At 68.5% G+C, this 12,830-nt stretch carries 16 protein-coding genes; 12 read left to right on the top strand and 4 right to left on the bottom strand.

Translation table 11 applies throughout. The features are described 5' to 3' along the window. Positions 1–353: 353 nt before the first annotated feature. On the bottom strand, positions 354–857 hold the full coding sequence (locus QQM72_RS34515) for a helix-turn-helix domain-containing protein (protein WP_314224744.1): 504 nt from the start codon (positions 855–857) through the stop codon (positions 354–356). A 221-nt stretch (positions 858–1,078) separates the two neighbouring features. Here QQM72_RS34515 and QQM72_RS34510 point away from each other — a divergent pair, with 221 nt between their 5' ends. Genes QQM72_RS34510 through QQM72_RS34500 form a run of 3 tightly spaced genes read left to right on the top strand, consistent with a single transcriptional unit; the run spans position 1,079 to position 2,446 of the window. Continuing rightward, positions 1,079–1,543: a WhiB family transcriptional regulator gene (locus QQM72_RS34510; RefSeq protein WP_314224743.1), complete on the top strand. Its 465-nt coding sequence runs from the start codon at positions 1,079–1,081 to the stop codon at positions 1,541–1,543. After that, entirely contained in the window at positions 1,536–2,198 is a 663-nt protein-coding gene (locus tag QQM72_RS34505) for a hypothetical protein (protein ID WP_314224742.1), read from the top strand. The genes QQM72_RS34510 and QQM72_RS34505 overlap by 8 nt, the downstream gene beginning before the upstream one ends. Continuing rightward, positions 2,195–2,446 (top strand): MerR family transcriptional regulator, encoded by a 252-nt coding sequence (locus QQM72_RS34500; protein ID WP_314224750.1) that lies wholly within the window; start codon positions 2,195–2,197, stop codon positions 2,444–2,446. Before QQM72_RS34505 ends, QQM72_RS34500 begins: the two co-directional genes overlap by 4 nt. Positions 2,447–2,554: 108 nt before the next feature. Here the strand turns inward: QQM72_RS34500 and QQM72_RS34495 are convergent, their stop codons facing one another. Then, positions 2,555–3,832 carry a glycosyltransferase family 39 protein gene (locus QQM72_RS34495; RefSeq protein ID WP_314224741.1) on the bottom strand — a complete coding sequence of 426 codons (1,278 nt, stop codon included), beginning with the start codon at positions 3,830–3,832 and terminating at the stop codon, positions 2,555–2,557. 140 nt (positions 3,833–3,972) lie between these two features. Between QQM72_RS34495 and QQM72_RS34490 the strand changes: the two genes are divergently transcribed. From QQM72_RS34490 to tuf, 5 genes are all read left to right on the top strand, one after another. Further along, a complete protein-coding gene (locus QQM72_RS34490) occupies positions 3,973–5,061 on the top strand; it encodes a glycosyltransferase (protein WP_399079712.1) in 1,089 nt (362 codons plus the stop codon). Between the two features lie 257 nt (positions 5,062–5,318). Then, positions 5,319–5,690, top strand: coding sequence for a 30S ribosomal protein S12 (gene rpsL, locus QQM72_RS34485; RefSeq protein WP_003948652.1), 372 nt, complete (start codon positions 5,319–5,321; stop codon positions 5,688–5,690). Positions 5,691–5,693: 3 nt separating this feature from the next. After that, positions 5,694–6,164: a 30S ribosomal protein S7 gene (gene rpsG, locus QQM72_RS34480; protein ID WP_020132641.1), complete on the top strand. Its 471-nt coding sequence runs from the start codon at positions 5,694–5,696 to the stop codon at positions 6,162–6,164. Positions 6,165–6,203: 39 nt separating this feature from the next. Beyond that, the gene (fusA, locus tag QQM72_RS34475; RefSeq protein ID WP_020132640.1) at positions 6,204–8,330 is read left to right on the top strand and encodes an elongation factor G; all 2,127 of its coding nucleotides are present in this window, start codon (positions 6,204–6,206) and stop codon (positions 8,328–8,330) included. Between the two features lie 156 nt (positions 8,331–8,486). After that, a complete protein-coding gene (tuf, locus tag QQM72_RS34470; protein ID WP_057602878.1) occupies positions 8,487–9,680 on the top strand; it encodes an elongation factor Tu in 1,194 nt (397 codons plus the stop codon). Between the two features lie 123 nt (positions 9,681–9,803). On the opposite strand, the gene QQM72_RS34465 is transcribed toward tuf, so the two are convergent. Beyond that, positions 9,804–9,974, bottom strand: a complete 171-nt coding sequence (locus tag QQM72_RS34465) for a hypothetical protein (RefSeq protein WP_314224740.1) — start codon at positions 9,972–9,974, stop codon at positions 9,804–9,806. Between the two features lie 21 nt (positions 9,975–9,995). Next, the gene (locus QQM72_RS34460; protein WP_314224739.1) at positions 9,996–10,238 is read right to left on the bottom strand and encodes a hypothetical protein; all 243 of its coding nucleotides are present in this window, start codon (positions 10,236–10,238) and stop codon (positions 9,996–9,998) included. Between the two features lie 500 nt (positions 10,239–10,738). On the opposite strand from QQM72_RS34460, the gene rpsJ reads away from it, so the two are divergent. Genes rpsJ through rplW form a run of 4 tightly spaced genes read left to right on the top strand, consistent with a single transcriptional unit; the run spans position 10,739 to position 12,793 of the window. Beyond that, complete coding sequence (gene rpsJ / locus QQM72_RS34455) at positions 10,739–11,047, top strand: 30S ribosomal protein S10 (RefSeq protein WP_003948644.1); 309 nt, start codon at positions 10,739–10,741, stop codon at positions 11,045–11,047. Positions 11,048–11,065: 18 nt separating this feature from the next. Then, complete coding sequence (rplC, locus tag QQM72_RS34450; RefSeq protein WP_020132636.1) at positions 11,066–11,710, top strand: 50S ribosomal protein L3; 645 nt, start codon at positions 11,066–11,068, stop codon at positions 11,708–11,710. Between the two features lie 7 nt (positions 11,711–11,717). Continuing rightward, positions 11,718–12,374: a 50S ribosomal protein L4 gene (gene rplD / locus QQM72_RS34445; protein ID WP_020132635.1), complete on the top strand. Its 657-nt coding sequence runs from the start codon at positions 11,718–11,720 to the stop codon at positions 12,372–12,374. Further along, a complete protein-coding gene (rplW, locus tag QQM72_RS34440) occupies positions 12,374–12,793 on the top strand; it encodes a 50S ribosomal protein L23 (RefSeq protein WP_020132634.1) in 420 nt (139 codons plus the stop codon). Before rplD ends, rplW begins: the two co-directional genes overlap by 1 nt. Positions 12,794–12,830: the final 37 nt, after the last annotated feature.

The following is a 12,830-nucleotide window of genomic DNA, read 5'->3' as shown; positions in this document are numbered from 1 at the left end:
GGCATGGAGGGGCCGGAGGGGGAGAGGGGGGAACGCAGGCATGGAGGGGCCGGAGGGGAGGGGGAGCCAGAGGGGAGTGCGGGCGTAAGGAGGGACGCAGGCATGAGGGGGAGCGCAGGCATGAAGGAGAGCGCAGGCGTGAGGGGGAGCGCAGGCGTGAGGGGGAGTGCGGGCGTAAGCCGAAATGCGGGCGAGCCGTAACGCCAGTCGACCGGAGCCCCCGTCGGCCCACGGGTGCCCCTCGATCGGATCCGGTACGGCATCGCGCAACCGGTACGGCATGGCAACCGATGCGCCGTGCAGCCGGTGCGCCGCGCAACCGGTACGGCATCGCGACCGGTGGTTCGGCTCGGTCAGCCGGCGGTGGGTGCGGCTGCGGCCGCGGCCGACTCCACCAGGAACCGCCGGTCCTCACGCACCTGCGTCACCTCGGCCTCGGCCTCGGCCTCGCTCGGCAGGAACTGCTCCACCACCCTGACGAACATCTCGCGCCGGTCGGCGGGCACGCCCAGCAGGTCGGCGACCTCCTCCAGCGTGGGTCGGCGGCCGAAATCCGCGCTGGGCGGGGGTGAGGCGAGGTAGTCGTGCGGGTCGGCCAGTTCCTCCGCGGTCAGCCGGCCGGAGCGGATGAGCATGTCGCGGACCGGCACCCCGAGCACGCGGGCGAGCCTGCGGGTGGTCTCCAGGTCCGGCATGCTCTGCCGCTGGAGCAGACGGGTGACCGCGGCGCGGTGCACGCCGGCCTCGTCCGCGATTCTCGACTTGCCACCGCCGCGTGGACTGTCGATGTCGTAGCCGCGTTCGCGCATGAGGTCTTCGACCCACGCGGCGAATGCGTCCAAGCCCTGGTTGGTCATGTCTTTCTCTCTTCCTTCGGGGGTGGGCAAGAGTTTAGCTTGCTTGCGCGCGCGGAATTACGTGCTCTCGAGCAAGCACTGAGGAAAGTTCGTGCGGTTCGTGGAGATTCGGGGGATGTGGCGAGCCTCGTCCGTCTGAACTTCGTTGCGGGCGCGCACGCAATCTGTAAGTCTTGGGGCGTTCACCCAGTACGGCTCGTTCACGAACCCAGGGGGGTCCCATGCCCACGCCCGAAACGAGTTCCTGCCCGTCAGCCCCCGGTTGGCAGTCCGCGGCCGCCTGTACCGGGCTCTCCCCGCGGGTCGTCTTCTCCAAGAAGGCCAAGGTCGCCGCTCCCGCGCTCCGGGCCTGCGCCGGCTGCGGCGTGCGGCGGGCCTGCGAGGAGGCGGTTGCACCGGCCGACAACTGGTTCGACGGCGTCTGCGGCGGCCGTCTCTGGCGCTCCGGCCGCCCGGTCCCCGTGCCCGCGCATCTCCTCCCGCCGCCGGCCCCGGCCCTGGCCCCGGCCCTGGCCCCGGCCCTGGCCCCGGCCCTGGCCTCGGCCCCGGCCTCGGCCCCGATCCCGGCCCCGGCCTCGGCCCCGATCCCGGCCCAGGCCTCGACCCTGGCCCCGACCTCGGTCCCGGCCCCCATCCCGGCCGTCGGCGTGGCCCACCTCCCGGCCCAGGGGGGCACCCGTGGCTGACGGATGCCAGAACCGCCCCACCGCCCAGGCCGCTCTCTGGATCGGCACCCTTCTCCAGCAGTTCCCCGAGCTCTCCACGGAACTGGTCCCCGGCCGCACGACCCCCGCCCACCGCCCCGCCGCGTCGAGGCCCCCCGCCGATCTCGGCGCCCGTCTGCGCGATGAGCGCGAGGAGCAGCTGCTGCTCCGGCAGCGGCACGGCCTCGTGGCGCCCGGCCACGGCGCGGCCCCGCTGCGCCTGCATGTCTCCGACGCCATCCGTGACATCACCGACGGCGTGCTCGAACTGGAGGAGGCGGTACGCGACCGGCTCGGACTGCCCCGTCCGCGCCGCGCCTCCGTGCCCGAGCGGCTGCGCCGGATCGCGTCCCTGCTCGACCGCGTGGCCGCCGACACCGTCCTGGCCGCGCATGTGCGCGACGAGACCCGCCGGATGGCCCGTCGCTGCGCCCGCGCGCTGGGCGACAGCGAGACCGTCGTCCGGGTCGCCGGACGCTGCCCCTGGTGCGACTCCGTCTCCCTGCGCGCGTTCCCCGACCGCGCGGCCGTCCTCTGCGTCAATCCGGCCTGCCGATGCCCGGAACCGGACTGCGGCTGCCGCGACGACCCGGCCTACCGGCACACCTGGGACGAGGGCGAGTGGGAGCGCGCATGAGCACCGCCGACCGACGTAACCCCGACCGACGCGCCGCGGATCGACGCACCCCCGACCGACGCGACTCCGAGCGACCGACCCTGATTCCCGGTCCTCTCGCGGCCCAGGAGGCCGGTGTGGCCCCCGCCACCATTCGCAAGTGGGTCCAGCTGGGGCATCTCGAACCGGCCGGCAAGGCGGGGCGGGCCCAGCTCTTCCGGCTGGAGGACGTGTTCGCCGCCGAACGCGCCACCCGCCGGGCCCGGTGACCTCCGGCCCCTTCGCCGCACCGGATCACCGCACCGCATCGCATCGCACCGGATCACCACACCGCACCGCACCGGATCACCGCACCCCACCGGATCACCGCACCGGGTCTACGGAATGCCCAACTCGAAGATCACGTAGTGCGCGTACCACCCCGATGCGAGGGCCGCCGTCCCGAAGAACACCGCCAGGCTCGGCCACTTCAGCCGGCTCAGTGCCGCCGCGGGGGCCAGCAGCAGCGGGAAGACCGGCAGCAGGTAGCGCCCCGTGTTGCCGAACATCTGCTGGGTGCCCAGCACGGTGATCACGCTCGCCAGGGTGTACGCGACCAGCACCAGCGGCGGCTTCCTGCGGAGCATCAGCGCGATCAGGAAGGGCAGCGCCAGCACCAGTTGGACGCCGAGGAGGTCGGGGACCGAGAACGCGAACAGGTAGTTGCTGCGACCGATCGCCGTGTTGCCCAGCACGTCGAGGGTGTAGGAGCCGAAGTCGAAGTAGTGCGCCCAGCCCTCGCGCTGGAGCGTGAAGTACGCGGTGAGGTCGCCCATGCTGAGGCCGACCCAGGTGATGTAGGTGAGCAGGCCGAGCGGCGCGGCGAACATGGCGTACAGGGGTCCCGAGATCCCGTGCTCGCGCCTGCTCTCCCGCCGTGCCAGGGCGACGATCGCGGCCAGCCCGACCGCGCCGATGAGCGCGGCGGAGGTCGGCCGGTTGAGCCCGGCCACGAAGGCGAGCAGCCCCGCCGCGACCCACCGCCGCTTCATCACGCAGTAGCAGCACCAGGCGGCGATGGCGACGAAGAGCGACTCCGAGTAGACCGCCCACTCCACGCCCGCGCCGGGTGCCACCGCCCACAGCCCGGCCGCGATCGTGCCCGCCCGCACTCCGGCGAGCGTCGAGACCACGGCGTAGATGCCGGCGGCCGCGACGAAGGAGGCGAGCACCGAGACGAGGATCCCGGAGCCGTACAGCCCCAGCCCGGTGATCTCGGAGACGCCCCGGATCAGGCCCGGGTAGAGCGGGAAGAAGGCGACCGAGTTCTGCTTGACGGTGAACAGCCCGCCCGGGGCGAGCCGCTCCAGCGGGCGCGGGTCGTACCCCTTCTCGGCGACCTGGAGGTACCACCAGCCGTCCCAGGTGGCCAGGACGTCCCACCAGTGGGCGCCGCCGCCGAAACGCGGGTTCTTCTTCTGGTATTCGTCGGCCGACTCCAGGAGCCAGGCGAACACGGTCAGGCCCACGAGCTTCGTGACGCCGTAGAGGAGCAGCGGAGCGAGGTACGGTCGTACACCGTCCGGCAGGGTGAGGCGGCGCAGTCTCCGCGAGCGCTCCTGCGGCCCGCCGGGCACGGCGGGGTCCGTCGCCGTGTCGCTGGAAGCCGTGCTCATCGCTGGGGTCCCCCCTCGGCCGATCGCCGGACACCAGGGGCGGCACGGTTGTCCGGATGATCGTGAAGTGTGGTCATAAGAGTGTGGTCATAAGATCGCAACAGAGTCGCACATGTGCGCCACAGGTTGGGGGAGGACGGGTGACCGAAGCGCCGAACACCACGGCCACGGCGACCGTCTTGTCGGTCGTCATACCCATGTACAACGAGGAAGAGGTTCTTCCCGCGCTGGTCAGCCGGTTGCGTCCGGTCCTGGCGGATCTCGGCGTCGGCTACGAGGTCGTCGCGGTCGACGACGGCAGCACCGACCGCACGGCCGAGCTGCTGGCCGCCTTCCGGCTCGGCTGGCCGGAACTGCGGGTCATCGGCCTGCGCCGCAACTCCGGCCACCAGGCCGCTCTCACCGCGGGCCTGGACCGGGCGCACGGCGCGTACGTCGTCAGTATCGACGCCGACCTCCAGGACCCGCCCGAGAAGATTCCCGAGATGCTCGCGCTGGCCCGTACCGAGGGCCTCGACATCGTCTACGGCATCCGCGCCGACCGGGCGAGCGACACCGGCTTCAAGCGGTGGACGGCGGGCCTGTACTACCGGCTCGTCCGCAGGCTCGCCGGACCGTCGGTGCCGGCCCAGGCCGGTGACTTCCGGCTGCTGAGCCGGGCCGCGGTGGACGCCCTGAAGGCCCTGCCGGACCAGCAGCGGGTCTACCGCCTCCTGGTGCCCTGGCTGGGCTTCCCCAGCGGCGAGGTCCGCTACGAACGGGCCCCGCGGCCGGCGGGCCAGAGCAAATATCCCCTCGGCCGGATGATCCGGCTGGCCGTCGACAGCGTCACGGGCTTCTCGGCGGCGCCCCTGCGCATCGCCACCTGGCTGGGCGGCTTCGCGTTCCTGGTCTGCCTGGCCCTGATGATCTACACCCTGAGCGCCCACGCCTTCCAGCACACCGTCCCCGGCTGGACGTCCCTCTTCATCGGCGTGCTGTTCATCGGCGCGGTCCAGCTGGTCTGCGTGGGCCTGCTGGGCGAGTACGTCGGCCGCATCTACACGGCCGTGCAGAACCGTCCGACGTACTTCATCGGCCAGGACACGGGAGCGGACGCCGCGAAGGGGCCGTTCCCGGCCGGCGGCGACCCGACCGTGCCGTCTCCGGCGTCGCCCCCGGGAGCTTCCGCGGACCCTGCTGCGCCGGTATCGGCGCCGGTATCACAGGGGCTGGGGCGGCGCTCGTAAACGTCCGGCGTGTCGGGGGCGGGCTTTCTGTTTTGACCGGAGTGAATGCGCTAGGTACGCTCAGACCTTGTGCCTGGGGTGTGCCCTGGCCCTCGTGCGTGTCTTCAACCGCACACGGGGCCTAGCTAGCGGCCACCGTGATCTGCGCCTCTTCCTGCCTCGCGGCGGAAGTCCGCCGGATCCGACACACCCGACCGCGTGGGTCGGCGAAGTTCCAGGTTAGCTTCACCATTCGGCACACAGAAACCGGAGAAGTAGTGCCTACGATCCAGCAGCTGGTCCGGAAGGGCCGGCAGGACAAGGTCGAGAAGAACAAGACGCCCGCACTCGAGGGTTCGCCCCAGCGTCGCGGCGTCTGCACGCGTGTGTTCACGACCACCCCGAAGAAGCCGAACTCGGCCCTGCGTAAGGTCGCGCGTGTGCGTCTGACCAGCGGTATCGAGGTCACTGCTTACATTCCGGGTGAGGGACACAACCTGCAGGAGCACTCCATCGTGCTCGTGCGTGGTGGCCGTGTGAAGGACCTGCCCGGTGTTCGCTACAAGATCATCCGCGGTTCGCTTGACACCCAGGGTGTCAAGAACCGCAAGCAGGCCCGCAGCCGCTACGGCGCCAAGAAGGAGAAGTAAACAATGCCTCGTAAGGGCCCTGCCCCGAAGCGCCCGGTCATCATCGACCCGGTCTACGGTTCTCCTCTTGTCACGTCGCTCATCAACAAGGTGCTGCTGAACGGCAAGCGCTCCACCGCCGAGCGCATCGTCTACGGCGCCATGGAGGGCCTGCGCGAGAAGACCGGCAACGACCCGGTCATCACGCTGAAGCGCGCTCTCGAGAACATCAAGCCGACCATCGAGGTCAAGTCCCGCCGTGTCGGTGGCGCGACCTACCAGGTCCCGATCGAGGTCAAGCCGGGTCGCGCGAGCACCCTGGCGCTGCGCTGGCTCGTCGGTTACTCCCGCGCCCGTCGCGAGAAGACCATGACCGAGCGCCTCCTCAACGAGCTTCTCGACGCGTCCAACGGCCTCGGCGCCGCTGTGAAGAAGCGCGAGGACACCCACAAGATGGCCGAGTCCAACAAGGCCTTCGCGCACTACCGCTGGTAGTCGCTACCCACATCGAGACCGAGAGAAGACGAAAGCCTTATGGCTACCACTTCACTTGACCTGGCCAAGGTCCGCAACATCGGGATCATGGCCCACATCGACGCGGGCAAGACGACCACCACCGAGCGGATCCTGTTCTACACCGGCGTCTCCTACAAGATCGGTGAGGTCCACGACGGCGCCGCCACGATGGACTGGATGGAGCAGGAGCAGGAGCGTGGCATCACGATCACCTCTGCTGCCACCACCTGTCACTGGCCGCTTGCCGATGTCGACCACACCATCAACATCATCGACACCCCGGGCCACGTCGACTTCACCGTCGAGGTGGAGCGTTCGCTGCGCGTGCTCGACGGTGCCGTGACGGTGTTCGACGGCGTCGCGGGTGTCGAGCCCCAGTCCGAGACCGTTTGGCGTCAGGCGGACCGCTACGGCGTCCCGCGTATCTGCTTCGTCAACAAGCTCGACCGGACCGGTGCCGAGTTCCACCGCTGTGTCGACATGATCAGCAGCCGCCTCGGCGCGCAGCCGATCGTCATGCAGCTGCCGATCGGTGCCGAGGCCGACTTCAAGGGCGTCGTCGACCTGGTCACGATGAAGGCCTTCGTGTGGTCCGCCGAGGCGGAGAAGGGCGAGATGTACGACGTCGTCGACATCCCGGCCACCCACACCGAGGCTGCCGAGGAGTACCGCGGCAAGCTCGTCGAGACCGTCGCCGAGAACGACGACGAGATCATGGAGCTGTACCTGGAGGGCCAGGAGCCTTCCGTGGAGCAGCTGTACGCCGCGATCCGTCGCATCACCATCGCGTCCGGCAAGTCCAACGACACCACGGTCACCCCGGTGTTCTGTGGCACCGCGTTCAAGAACAAGGGCGTCCAGCCCCTGCTCGACGCGGTCGTGCGCTACCTCCCCTCCCCCCTGGACGTCGAGGCCATCGAGGGCCACGACGTCAAGGACCCGGAGGAGATCGTCAAGCGCAAGCCGTCCGACGACGAGCCGCTGTCGGCGCTGGCGTTCAAGATCATGAGCGACCCGCACCTCGGCAAGCTCACCTTCGTCCGGGTTTACTCGGGCCGCCTGGAGTCCGGCACCGCCGTGCTGAACTCCGTCAAGGGCAAGAAGGAGCGCATCGGCAAGATCTACCGCATGCACGCGAACAAGCGTGAGGAGATCGCGTCGGTCGGCGCCGGCGACATCGTCGCCGTCATGGGTCTGAAGCAGACCACGACCGGCGAGACGCTGTGCGACGACAAGCAGCCCGTGATCCTGGAGTCCATGGACTTCCCGGCTCCGGTCATCCAGGTCGCCATCGAGCCCAAGTCGAAGGGCGACCAGGAGAAGCTGGGCATCGCGATCCAGCGCCTGGCCGAGGAGGACCCGTCGTTCCAGGTCCACTCGGACGAGGAGACCGGCCAGACCATCATCGGTGGCATGGGCGAGCTGCACCTCGAGGTGCTGGTCGACCGCATGCGCCGTGAGTTCAAGGTCGAGGCCAACGTCGGCAAGCCGCAGGTCGCCTACCGCGAGACCATCCGCAAGGCGGTCGACCGGGTCGACTACACGCACAAGAAGCAGACTGGCGGTACCGGCCAGTTCGCGAAGGTGCAGATCGCGATCGAGCCGATCGAGGGCGGCGACGCCTCGTACGAGTTCGTGAACAAGGTGACCGGTGGTCGTATCCCGAAGGAGTACATCCCTTCGGTCGACGCCGGTGCGCAGGAGGCCATGCAGTTCGGCATCCTCGCCGGTTACGAGATGACCGGTGTGCGCGTGATCCTGCTCGACGGTGGCTACCACGAGGTGGACTCCTCCGAGCTCGCGTTCAAGATCGCCGGTTCGCAGGCCTTCAAGGAGGCCGCGCGCAAGGCCAGCCCCGTGCTGCTCGAGCCGATGATGGCCGTCGAGGTCACCACGCCCGAGGACTACATGGGCGAGGTCATCGGCGACATCAACTCCCGCCGTGGTCAGATCCAGGCCATGGAGGAGCGGGCCGGTGCCCGCGTCGTCAAGGGCCTGGTGCCCCTGTCGGAGATGTTCGGCTACGTCGGCGACCTCCGCAGCAAGACGTCGGGTCGCGCAAGCTACTCGATGCAGTTCGACTCCTACGCCGAGGTTCCCCGGAACGTCGCCGAGGAGATCATCGCGAAGGCCAAGGGCGAGTAACACACTCGGTTTACACGCCGTAGGCTTGACTCCGGAGCCTCAAGGGGCAAACAGCCGCATCCCCGGATGTTTGCCCCCTGGACCCGGGCTTTCCAGCAAAGATCACCTGGCGCCGATGAAGCAAGGCGTTCCAGAACCACTCCCAGGAGGACCCCCGTGGCGAAGGCGAAGTTCGAGCGGACTAAGCCGCACGTCAACATCGGCACCATCGGTCACATCGACCACGGTAAGACGACCCTCACGGCCGCCATTACCAAGGTGCTGCACGACAAGTACCCGGACCTGAACGAGGCCTCGGCCTTCGACCAGATCGACAAGGCTCCCGAAGAGCGTCAGCGCGGTATCACCATCTCCATCGCGCACGTCGAGTACCAGACGGAGACGCGTCACTACGCGCACGTCGACTGCCCGGGTCACGCGGACTACATCAAGAACATGATCACCGGTGCCGCGCAGATGGACGGCGCGATCCTCGTGGTCGCCGCCACCGACGGCCCGATGCCGCAGACCAAGGAGCACGTGCTCCTGGCCCGCCAGGTCGGCGTGCCGTACATCGTCGTCGCCCTGAACAAGGCCGACATGGTGGACGACGAGGAGATCCTGGAGCTCGTCGAGCTCGAGGTCCGTGAGCTCCTCTCCGAGTACGAGTTCCCGGGCGACGACCTGCCGGTCGTCAAGGTCTCGGCGCTCAAGGCGCTCGAGGGCGACGCCGAGTGGGGTCAGTCGGTTCTCGACCTCATGCAGGCCGTCGACGAGTCGATCCCGGAGCCGGAGCGCGACGTCGACAAGCCGTTCCTCATGCCGATCGAGGACGTCTTCACGATCACCGGTCGCGGTACGGTCGTCACCGGCCGTATCGAGCGTGGCATCCTCAAGGTCAACGAGACCGTCGACATCATCGGCATCAAGACCGAGAAGACCACCACCACGGTCACCGGTATCGAGATGTTCCGCAAGCTGCTCGACGAGGGCCAGGCCGGTGAGAACGTCGGTCTGCTGCTCCGCGGCATCAAGCGCGAGGACGTCGAGCGCGGCCAGGTCATCATCAAGCCGGGTTCGGTCACGCCGCACACCGACTTCGAGGCCCAGGCCTACATCCTGTCCAAGGACGAGGGTGGCCGCCACACGCCGTTCTTCAACAACTACCGTCCGCAGTTCTACTTCCGTACGACGGACGTGACGGGCGTTGTGACCCTCCCCGAGGGCACCGAGATGGTGATGCCGGGTGACAACACCGAGATGAAGGTGGAGCTCATCCAGCCCATCGCCATGGAAGAGGGCCTGAAGTTCGCCATCCGTGAGGGTGGTCGCACGGTGGGCGCCGGCCAGGTCACCAAGATCACCAAGTAGTTCTTGCTGATCGATCTGGTAGCTCCAGCCTGAGCTGAGCACCTGAGAGGGCCCGTACGACTCCGGTCGTACGGGCCCTTTCGCGTGCGGTGGTCGCCACAGCGGCTCAGTCGCGCGCTCGGCTCAGGTCGCCGGCCTTACGACGACGGTGGCGAGACGGGTGGCCGTGGCGAGCGGCGTCCCCTTCGCGACGAACGGGCCGCCCGAGGCCTTGCCGCCCACGCGGTAGTCCATTCCGGCCACCCGGCGGACACCCCGGTGGGCGAAGGCCTCCGGGTCGGGGAGCACCCGCATGCCGTGCGCTCCCAGGCGCGGTCACGGAAGTCGCCGTAGACGCCGGGTCGCCAGGACCTCACGTCCCGCGCCGCGGGCCGCCCTGACCGGCTCGGTGGCCCCTTCCGGGCCCGTGTTGGTCCGGTGGATCGTCCGGGCCTTGTCGGCCGGGACGGCGGAGGTTCCGGAGAGCACCTCGACCACCTCGTTGGGATCGCGCCGGGCCCGGGTCGGCCGCCAGGCGCTGGTGACGCGGTCCCCGTGTCTGCCGTCGGTCGGATGCACCCGTTGTCACCCGCAGCCCTCGAACGGGTTCACGGTGGCCGACCTCACGTCCGGGCGTGAAAAGGCCCGTACTCGACCGGCTCGGCGTTTGACCTACGTCACGTCCGGGGTATTGTCTCCGGCTCGATTGGCCAGGGCAGTGCCCCATATGGCAGACTGTCGGAGTTGCTCGGTCGAGTGTTGATGTTGCGCGCCTCCCGCCGGGAGGACCGAAAGCGAGTCCCACAGTACTCGTCGCCCTAACTGCCTGTTGGCAGCGCTGGGGCGGACGTACGGGAATCTTTCGGGAAGTGTCAATAGAGCGCCGACCAGGCACCCGGTGGACCTTTCGTCCCCGGCTTGCGGTTCCGGAAGGGCCGTGCTTTCCCAGCAGGGATGTTCGAACAAGGGGCATCTGTGTCGGTGAGAGCGCGACACACCCGACCGCGTGGGTCGGAGAAACGAAGTAGACGGACCATCTGGTTCCAGAGCGTTAGAAGAGACAGGACTACTGAGTAGCCATGGCGGGACAGAAGATCCGCATCCGGCTCAAGGCCTACGACCACGAGGTCATCGACTCCTCGGCGAAGAAGATCGTCGAGACGGTGACCCGCACTGGTGCGTCGGTCGCGGGCCCGGTGCCGCTCCCCACCGAGAAGAACGTGTACTGCGTCATCAAGTCGCCGCACAAGTACAAGGACTCGCGCGAGCACTTCGAGATGCGCACGCACAAGCGCCTGATCGACATTCTCGACCCGACTCCCAAGACCGTTGACTCTCTGATGCGACTCGACCTCCCGGCCGGTGTCGACATCGAGATCAAGCTTTAGGGGCCGGTGATCTGAAGAATGGCTAAGCAGATCAAGGGCATCCTGGGCGAGAAGCTCGGCATGACGCAGGTGTGGGACGAGAACAACCGTGTTGTTCCGGTCACCGTCGTCAAGGCCAGCCCCAACGTCGTGACCCAGGTCCGTACGAACGACAGTGACGGCTACGAGTCCGTCCAGATCGCCTTCGGCGAGATCGACCCGCGCAAGGTGAACAAGCCCCTCAAGGGTCACTTCGCCAAGGCCGACGTCACCCCCCGTCGCCACCTCGTCGAGATCCGCACCGCGGACGCCTCCGAGTACACGCTGGGCCAGGAGATCACCGCTGAGGTGTTCGAGGCCGGCGTGAAGGTCGACGTGACCGGCAAGAGCAAGGGCAAGGGCTTCGCCGGTGTCATGAAGCGTCACAACTTCAAGGGCCTCGGCGCCGGACACGGCACCCAGCGCAAGCACCGCTCGCCCGGTTCCATCGGTGGCTGCGCCACCCCGGGCCGCGTGTTCAAGGGCCTCCGCATGGCGGGTCGCATGGGCAACGAGCGTGTCACCACCCAGAACCTGACCGTCCACGCCGTTGACGCGGAGAAGGGTCTGCTGCTCATCAAGGGCGCTGTCCCCGGTCCGAACGGCGGCCTCGTCCTGGTCCGCACTGCGGCCAAGGGGGCCTGAGGTACCGATGAGCACTGTTGACATCCTTTCGCCTGCAGGCGAGAAGACCGGAAGCGTCGAGCTCCCCGCGGAGATCTTCGGCGTGGAGAAGATCAGCATCCCGCTGATCCACCAGGTCGTCGTCGCGCAGAACGCGGCTGCCCGCCAGGGCACGCACAAGACCAAGCGCCGCGGTGAAGTCCGCGGTGGCGGTAAGAAGCCTTACCGTCAGAAGGGCACCGGCCGCGCGCGCCAGGGCTCGACCCGCGCGCCGCAGTTCGCCGGCGGTGGCGTCGTCCACGGCCCGCAGCCGCGTGACTACTCGCAGCGGACCCCGAAGAAGATGAAGGCTGCCGCTCTGCGTCACGCCCTCACCGACCGGGCCCGCCACAACCGCATTCACGTCGTCACCGGCGTGATCGAGGGCGAGGCTCCCTCCACGAAGGCCGCTCGCACGCTGTTCGGCAAGATCTCGGAGCGCAAGAACCTGCTCCTGGTCGTCGACCGCGCCGACGAGGCCGCGTGGCTGTCCGCCCGCAACCTGCCCCAGGTGCACATCCTGGAGCCGGGCCAGCTGAACACGTACGACGTGATCGTCTCGGACGACGTGGTCTTCACCCAGGCCGCTCTCGAGTCCTTCGTCGCCGGCCCGCAGGCCAACGACACCGAAGGGAGTGACGCCTGATGGCTACGCGTCACCCGAGCATCGCCTCCAAGGCGGCCAAGGTCGCCAAGGCCGCGCGCGTCGCCAAGGCGAAGCGCCACGCCACCGAAGGCAAGAACACCGTCGTCACCGCGCCCAGCAAGGCGTTCACGGACCTCCGTGACGTGCTGCTGAAGCCGGTCGTGTCGGAGAAGAGCTACGCGCTCCTCGACGAGAACAAGTACACGTTCATCGTCGCCCCGAACGCCAACAAGACCCAGATCAAGCAGGCCGTCCAGGCGGTCTTCTCGGTCAAGGTCACCGGGGTCAACACGATCAACCGCATCGGCAAGCGCAAGCGCACGAAGACCGGTTTCGGTCAGCGTGCCGGCACGAAGCGCGCGATCGTGACCCTTGCCGAGGGCGACCGTATCGACATCTTCGGCGGTCCGACCGCCTGAGGGCGGTCCGGATCGTCCGATATCGGACGAGGACTGA

The organism is Streptomyces zaehneri, from assembly GCF_032248645.1.
GTDB classification, from domain to species: Bacteria; Actinomycetota; Actinomycetes; order Streptomycetales; family Streptomycetaceae; genus Streptomyces; species Streptomyces coriariae.
The sequence above is the reverse complement of the archived record's forward strand: the minus strand, read 5'-3'. Positions and strand labels throughout refer to the sequence as shown.

What these genes read in the sequence shown, in the direction of transcription:
- QQM72_RS34515 (WP_314224744.1), bottom strand. Translation starts at nt 857, where the DNA reads ATGACCAACCAGGGCTTGGACGCATTCGCCGCGTGGGTCGAAGACCTC.
- QQM72_RS34510 (WP_314224743.1), top strand. Translation starts at nt 1,079, where the DNA reads ATGCCCACGCCCGAAACGAGTTCCTGCCCGTCAGCCCCCGGTTGGCAG.
- QQM72_RS34500 (WP_314224750.1), top strand. Translation starts at nt 2,195, where the DNA reads ATGAGCACCGCCGACCGACGTAACCCCGACCGACGCGCCGCGGATCGA.
- QQM72_RS34495 (WP_314224741.1), bottom strand. Translation starts at nt 3,832, where the DNA reads ATGAGCACGGCTTCCAGCGACACGGCGACGGACCCCGCCGTGCCCGGC.
- rpsG (WP_020132641.1), top strand. Translation starts at nt 5,694, where the DNA reads ATGCCTCGTAAGGGCCCTGCCCCGAAGCGCCCGGTCATCATCGACCCG.
- fusA (WP_020132640.1), top strand. Translation starts at nt 6,204, where the DNA reads ATGGCTACCACTTCACTTGACCTGGCCAAGGTCCGCAACATCGGGATC.
- QQM72_RS34465 (WP_314224740.1), bottom strand. Translation starts at nt 9,974, where the DNA reads ATGCGGGTGCTCCCCGACCCGGAGGCCTTCGCCCACCGGGGTGTCCGC.
- rpsJ (WP_003948644.1), top strand. Translation starts at nt 10,739, where the DNA reads ATGGCGGGACAGAAGATCCGCATCCGGCTCAAGGCCTACGACCACGAG.
- rplC (WP_020132636.1), top strand. Translation starts at nt 11,066, where the DNA reads ATGGCTAAGCAGATCAAGGGCATCCTGGGCGAGAAGCTCGGCATGACG.
- rplD (WP_020132635.1), top strand. Translation starts at nt 11,718, where the DNA reads ATGAGCACTGTTGACATCCTTTCGCCTGCAGGCGAGAAGACCGGAAGC.
- rplW (WP_020132634.1), top strand. Translation starts at nt 12,374, where the DNA reads ATGGCTACGCGTCACCCGAGCATCGCCTCCAAGGCGGCCAAGGTCGCC.